We start from the raw sequence: 6,979 nt of genomic DNA, 5'->3' as shown, positions 1-6,979 counted from the left end.
CATCTAGCAAGCTAGATCTGTTACCGCTCGACTTGCATGTGTTAGGCCTGCCGCCAGCGTTCAATCTGAGCCATGATCAAACTCTTCAGTTTACAATCATTGTGATCCTTACTCGCTTACCCAAGGACTAGCCGAAGGCAGCAAAAGCGGATCAAACTTGGCTCAAGGTTCAAACGAATTCATTCAAAACAGGTTTCGAAAAACCTTATTGCTTGAGTCGCTTGCCTTGATATTTGGTGATTTGCCACCAACATCAGCAAGCGCCCACATGAATTACCTGATCAAATTGTTAAAGAGCTGGTCATCAAGGCCGTGCCCCGTTGACGTGTGGCGTATACTACCCGAATCTCCGGCAAGGTCAACAGTGAAGTCCATATTTATTAGTAAAATATCACTACCAATCAACGCCCACCCACCAAAAACTGCCCAGACGCAAACATTGACCCAAGACAAAACAACATTTCCTCCCTTACGTAAGCTTAAGAATAAGCGGACTCAAACCGCCGTTCGTAAAAGCAAGGGAGAAATAATGATGACTATAAAAGCTATCGTCATACCTGTTCTGATAGCGGGTGCTATTCTTACAACCAATATGGCAAGCGCAGAGAACGGACTGGAAAACTATCGTAACCGCTTCGAAGCGCTGCCTCACTTACCGCCTATTCCAGCAGATAACTCACTTACAGAAGAGAAGATTGAGCTGGGTAATATGCTTTTTTTTGAACCACGTATATCTTCTAGCGGTGTAATCAGTTGCGCCACTTGCCATAATCCAGCCCTTGGCTGGGCTGACCGCATACCGCGAGCGGTGGGTCATGATGGGCAAATCGGGGAACGTAACACCCCTACCGTGCTAAACAGTGGTTTTTTGGGATCCCAGTTCTGGGATGGCCGAGCTGCTGATTTAGAAGCCCAAGCGTTAGGGCCAATTGAAGCACCAGTAGAAATGGCCATGGATTTAGAAATGGCGCTAGATCGGTTAGTCGGGTTCGAGCTTTATCAGGAAAAATTCAATGAAGCGTATCCTAACCAAGAAGACCCCATCACCGATGACAACCTAGCGCATGCACTGGCCGCGTTCCAACGCACACTCAACACACCCAACTCACCTTTTGATCGTTACCTACACGGCGATCAAGAAGCAATTAGCGAACAAGCCAAAGATGGCATGGTGGCCTTTGTTGATAATGGCTGTATCGCTTGTCATCGTGGTTCAAACTTTACCGACAGCCAATTCCATGCGATTCAAGTGCCGGGGTCAACCGACCTAGGTCGCTATGTTGTCACAGAAGAAGAGAGCGATAAGTACCGTTTCAGAACTCCCACGCTCCGCAATGTGGCGGTGACCTATCCTTATATGAATAACGGCGCCACCGAAACACTAGAAGAAGCTGTCGCCATAATGGGACAGGAAATGCTGGGGCGAGAGTTTGATGATGACACTATTGGTGACATAACTGCTTTTTTGAACACACTCACCGGCGAAATGCCCGAGTTTGAAGTCCCCGCACTGCCTTAAGTCACTTATTTTAACGAAGCAGCCGCCTGACCAGTATTGCCAGGCGGCAATATTTTATATCGCAACCAAACGGGCCAGCAGCTCTTCGCGACGCTCTTGAGTAGTAAAGGCTTCTTCAATAGCATTACGCGTTAACTGACGAAACACTGCCTCGTCCCAGCCAAATGCTTCAGCGCAAGCGATGTGATTAGTCAGCATGCCGCCACCAAAGTAGGCGGGATCGTCAGAGCTAATCGTCACTTTGAGCCCTTCAGCCAACAGCTTAGGAAGCGGATGATCGCGAAGATCCTCTACCACCTTTAAGCTCACGTTAGAAAGTGGGCAGACCGTTAGTACAATTTGCTCGCTGCGCAAACGCTCCACTACCTCAGCACTTTCTAAACAGCGCACGCCATGATCAATACGTTGAACATCAAGTAGATCCAGGGCTTCTTGAATATATTCTGCAGGGCCTTCCTCTCCTGCATGGGCCACTCGAACAAGACCAAGCTGCTTGGCACGCTCGAACACCTCGACAAACTCAGCAGGCGGATTATTTTGCTCAGCGCTATCTAAACCGACGGCATCCAGCATTTTCCAATAGGGAGCCGCCTGCTCAAGCACATGCAATGCCTCATCTGCAGGACGATCACGTAGAAAAGCCATAATCATGCCGATAGAGAGATCGAGTGTCTCCTCGGCTTCCTGCTTGGCTTTTAATAATCCAGCCATGACTACTTCGAGAGGAACGCCACGCTGCAGATGTGCTTGGGGGTCAAAATGCATGTCGATATGCACTACGCCCTCTCCCCGCGCACGCTTGAAATAGTCCATCGCCAAGTCGTAAAAATCCTCTTCATTACGAAGCACATTCATGCCTTGGAAATAGAGATTCAGGAAACCTTGCAGGTCGCTGAAATGGTAAGCATCTTTGGCTTCTTGCACCGAGGCATAGGGTAAATCAATGTCATTACGCTTCGCCAAGGCAAACATTAATTCTGGTTCCAGAGAGCCTTCGATATGCAAATGCAGCTCTACTTTAGGAAGGTTGCGTAAGAAATCGTGCATGGAGGGCTCCGTGCTGTCGTATTAACTAATTATTCACTCAAGCATTGGCTAAGTTTACCGGCATCTAGATGCCAGTGGTACTCGACGCCAGGCAATAGGTTCAGCGAACTAATTTGATGGACAAAGAAAATAGCCGTGCGATTAACAAGCCATTTATCAAGTGAAGCAGCGACATGCTGTGCCGTTTTGGCATCAACGCCCGCAAATGGCTCATCAAGAATCACTAGTTGCGGGTTGCATAGCATCAGGCGGGCCAATGCCAAACGCCTACCCTGACCACCCGAAAGCTGCTGGCCTTTCTCGCCCACCGCCGTAGCTAAGCCTTTCGGCAGCTGTTCAACCCAGCTATCCAAGGCAACGTCACTCAATACGTCCCAAAGCATGTTATCGCTAGCGGCGGGGCTGGCAATACGCAAGTTCTCGGCTAAAGAAGCATCAAACAGATCCACTTGCTGAGTGAGTATGGCGAAGTGTTTGGCACGGCTCTCCTCCGAGAGTTGCCACGCTGGCACGCCGCCTACCATCACCTCACCCTGCGTGGCTCTTAAACGTCCCACCAACACACTGGCTAAAGACGATTTACCGGCCCCGGAGTTACCGGTAATCACCGCTCGCTTTCCAGCGGGCAGCTGAAAATCAATACGACTTAACGCGGGCTCTAATGTTTGCGCATAATGAAGAGAGAACTGATTCGCCTGAATGCTTAAACCAACATCATTAGGTAGCGTAACCGCGGAGACAGCCGACGGTGGCTCACCGGTGAACTCATTTAACCGGCGCACCGCCGCGTAGCTCGCGCCCAGCTTCACAAAACTAGCGGGCAGCGTCAGGTAGGCTTCGTTCACCCCCAATGCAATCAATACCGCCATGACTACAATAGGCCCCGTCACCAGCTGCTGGCTAAATATCAAGCTGGCCAGCCACAGTACTGCCAACACCATCAAACCACTAACGGCACTCACCAAGCAGTTTAACAACGCTGTCTTGCGACCTAAACGGCGCTGATTACTGAACGCCTGCTTTTCTTGGCTAGCGATAAGCGTCCGGTGCCACTGGGTAGTTTGATAACTCATCAGCTCAGCCGAGGCCTGCACTTGATCAACCACTAGGCGGCGCAAGGACTGCTGATCCACTACCTGCTGATAGCTTTGCGAAAATCCCCAGGTAGCAGCAAAGAGAGTCACCAGCAACCAGAGCAAGCCCAATGTCACCGCCATCAGCAAGGCAACGCTGGGCAACCAAATAGCCACAAAAAGCGACACAGCCACCATGCCAAGCAGCGTCACTAACGGTGGCACTAAAAGGCGCAGGTATAAATTATCCAGGGTATCGATATCCGCCGTTAACCGGCTAAGCCAGTCACTGGCACGCTTACCATGCAAACGAGCATCGTCTAGCCGCGTTAAATAGCCAAACACGCGATAACGCAAGTCAGCAAGCAGCGTTAACACCGTATTATGGTTATAGAGCCGCTCAATATAACGCGCAATAGTACGTGCCAAGGCGAAGAAACGAATGCCGCCACCGGGAACATAAACATCGAGTCGCGCAGGAATACCCAGCGCTAAGGCGATACCGGCCAGGGCACTGGCCGTAATAAACCAGCCCGACAAACCCAGCAGGGCAAGCCCAGCGATAAGAGTGACCCAAACCAGCAAAGCACCCACCAAAAAGCGCTGACGCCGTCGCACTAACAGCTGCAGCCAGGGAAGGAAGTCTCGAAAAATGGAACTCATAGGATTGCCTCTACCAACTCGCCCTTATTAAAAGCAAAGTGGCGCTGGGCAACGGCAATCACCTCTGGATGGTGAGTCGCTATCACCAGAGTGCGTCCCTGCTGGGCAAGCTCAAGCAAAGCCGACATAACGAACTGCTCAGTCTCCTGATCTAAGCTCGCTGTAGGCTCATCCAACAGCACTAGCGGAGCATTGCTGAGATATACGCGCGCAAGAGCAAGGCGCTGGGCCTGCCCACCTGACAACCCGACTCCGCGTTCACCAATTAGCGTATCCAGGCCATCAGGCAGCTGGGTTAAAAGAGACCCAAAACCTGCTCGCTGAAGCGCAGCCACCATTTCTTCACGGGAAGCGCGAGGTGACGCTAAACAAAGATTATCAATCAAGCTGCCATGCAAGAGGCAAGGCTGCTGATCTAACCAAGCGTATTGGCTATTGTCTTGACGGCGATACTCACCTGAACTTGGGGCAATAAAGCCTGCAAGCAACGCCAGCAGGGTCGATTTCCCACTGCCCGAGGCTCCGCTAATCGCCACCACCTCTCCCTGTTTAATCGTAAGATTAATAGGGCCAATGACGTGCCCACGTACGGGATAAGCAACGCTAACGGTCGTTAACTCAATTACCGATGACGCCGATAACGGCGGTATAGAGTCACGCTCACTCACAAAGGAGGGTTGATTGAGTATACTCACCACGCTTTCAGCAGCCCCCAGCGCCGCCGCACGGTCATGGTAATGCTGAGACAGCGTGCGCAAAGGCTGGAAAAACTCAGGAGCCAGCAATAGCACTGCTAAGCCTGAAAAAAGCGTGAGTGACGATGAAGGCCCATACTCGATATAACCCAGCAGTCCGAAGCCCACATACATGGCCACAACGGCAATCGCTACCGAGGAAAAAAACTCAAGTACCGCGGAGGAAAGGAAGGCCAGGCGCAAAGTACGCATACTAAGACGCCGATAACTATCAGTGGCATGCCAGACATCCTGCTGGGCAGCTGACGTCCGCCCAAACAGTTGCAGCGTGGTCATACCGCGCACACGGTCAATAAAGTGGGCTGAAAGACGTGAGACGGCAACGAATTGATCACGATTAAGACGTTCAGCGCCCATACCCACCAGCGCCATAAAAAGGGGTATAAGCGGGGCAGAAAGCAGCAAAAACAGTGCTACCAAATAGTCCAGCCACCCCACCACCGCCACTATTAATAGCGGTAAATAAAGCGTAATTCTCAGTTGCGGATAAAAGCGTGCAAAATAGCCTTCCAACGTATCAATGTGCTCAACCACCTGACTGGCTAGAGAGCCGCTATGTTGGCTGGTCAGCCAAATCGGCCCTAGCGCGGACAATTTATCCAACAGCTGAGCCCTGGCGCGCTGACGGATTCGCAAGCTTGCCTCCAGGCTCAAGGTCTCATGGCCCCACTGAAAGGCTGCACGTAACAGCACGCTACCCACCAGCAGGGCAAATACCGGCAACAGATCAATGGGTAAACGATCATGCACAATCAGTTGATCAATCAGCCACGCCAAGCCAACGACTACCACAACCGTTTGACTGCCGGCCAGCACACCGCAAAGAGCAGAGCCCAGCAGACGTTTGCGCTCTCCCCTCGCCAGCGTTTTCAGCCAGCTGCGCGGCGTAAGGGAGAACGCCTCATCAGTTACCATCCGCTTAGTGGTATCCCTCGCCTACACGCACCTTGCCGCGGAACACCCAATACGTCCAAGAAGTGTACGCAAGGATGATGGGGATAACGAAGAGCATGCCAATCAATAAGAAAAGCTGCGATTCTGGGGCTGAAGCTGCATCCCACAACGTATAGTTCGGGGGCACAATGACCGGCCATTTACTGACAATCAAACCTAAATAGGTAAATAGATAAATACCGATGGTGGCGATAAAAGGAATACCTTCGTCCCGACGCTTAACCGAACGATAAACCATAAACGCCGATAGCAATGCCAGCGCAGGGAATATCCAGATCAATTGCAGATTGCCAAACCAGCGCTCCCACACCATTGGGTTAACGAACGGCGTCCAAATACTGATAATCGCGAAAACCCCTAGCACAAGCGCCAATAGCATAGGGGTAATTTTATAGGCCCAGTCTTGAATATGGCCTTCTGATTTAAGTATCAGCCAAGTAGCTCCAAGTAGCGCGTAGCCTGCCATTAAGCCAAGGCCGGTTAATACAGAAAAAGGCGTCAGCCAATCAAATGCCCCGCCCACATAGGCGAAATCCTCAACCGGGAAACCTTGAATATAAGCACCTACCACGGCACCTTGCGCAAAGGCAGCGATCGCCGACCCCCAGCAAAACGCGCGGTTCCACCAGTGCCGATTACGCCTGGACTTAAAGCGAAGCTCGAAAGCAACACCTCGGAAGATCAACCCAGCCAACATCAAGAAAACACCAATGTATAAAGCTGGCAAAAACACCGAATAAACCAGCGGAAATGCGCCTAACAACCCTGCACCACTTAGCACCAGCCATGTTTCGTTGCCATCCCATATTGGCGCCACCGAATTCATCATCACATCCCGAGCATCTTCATCAGGTGCAAAGGGATAAAGAATCCCCAGACCCAAATCAAATCCATCCATGAGCACGTACATCATAATGCCGAAGCCGATGATAAAGGCCCAGATCAACGTTAAATCAAACATTTCCATG

Annotated in this window: 5 protein-coding genes and 1 rRNA gene; 1 reads left to right on the top strand and 5 read right to left on the bottom strand. The window is 51.1% G+C overall.

Annotated elements, in window-relative coordinates; genetic code table 11:
- Positions 1-92, bottom strand: a 16S ribosomal RNA gene (locus V8L70_RS19410); the annotation flags it as partial.
- Positions 93-157: 65 nt separating this feature from the next.
- Between V8L70_RS19410 and V8L70_RS19405 the strand changes: the two genes are divergently transcribed.
- Complete coding sequence (locus tag V8L70_RS19405) at positions 158-1,519, top strand: cytochrome-c peroxidase (protein WP_336270376.1); 1,362 nt, start codon at positions 158-160, stop codon at positions 1,517-1,519.
- Between the two features lie 54 nt (positions 1,520-1,573).
- On the opposite strand, the gene V8L70_RS19400 is transcribed toward V8L70_RS19405, so the two are convergent.
- The 4 genes from V8L70_RS19400 to cydB are packed head-to-tail and all read right to left on the bottom strand — an operon-like array spanning position 1,574 to position 6,978.
- A complete protein-coding gene (locus V8L70_RS19400) occupies positions 1,574-2,566 on the bottom strand; it encodes an adenosine deaminase (protein WP_101145401.1) in 993 nt (330 codons plus the stop codon).
- A 29-nt stretch (positions 2,567-2,595) separates the two neighbouring features.
- On the bottom strand, positions 2,596-4,302 hold the full coding sequence (gene cydC / locus V8L70_RS19395; RefSeq protein WP_008956269.1) for a thiol reductant ABC exporter subunit CydC: 1,707 nt from the start codon (positions 4,300-4,302) through the stop codon (positions 2,596-2,598).
- Positions 4,299-5,972, bottom strand: a complete 1,674-nt coding sequence (gene cydD, locus V8L70_RS19390) for a thiol reductant ABC exporter subunit CydD (protein ID WP_008956268.1) — start codon at positions 5,970-5,972, stop codon at positions 4,299-4,301. The genes cydC and cydD overlap by 4 nt, the downstream gene beginning before the upstream one ends.
- Positions 5,973-5,976: 4 nt before the next feature.
- Complete coding sequence (gene cydB / locus V8L70_RS19385) at positions 5,977-6,978, bottom strand: cytochrome d ubiquinol oxidase subunit II (protein ID WP_101145402.1); 1,002 nt, start codon at positions 6,976-6,978, stop codon at positions 5,977-5,979.
- Between the last annotated feature and the right edge of the window lies 1 nt (position 6,979).

The organism is Vreelandella arctica (assembly GCF_037070215.1).
Taxonomy (GTDB): domain Bacteria; phylum Pseudomonadota; class Gammaproteobacteria; order Pseudomonadales; family Halomonadaceae; genus Vreelandella; species Vreelandella arctica.
This window is presented reverse-complemented; position numbering and strand designations above follow the sequence as displayed.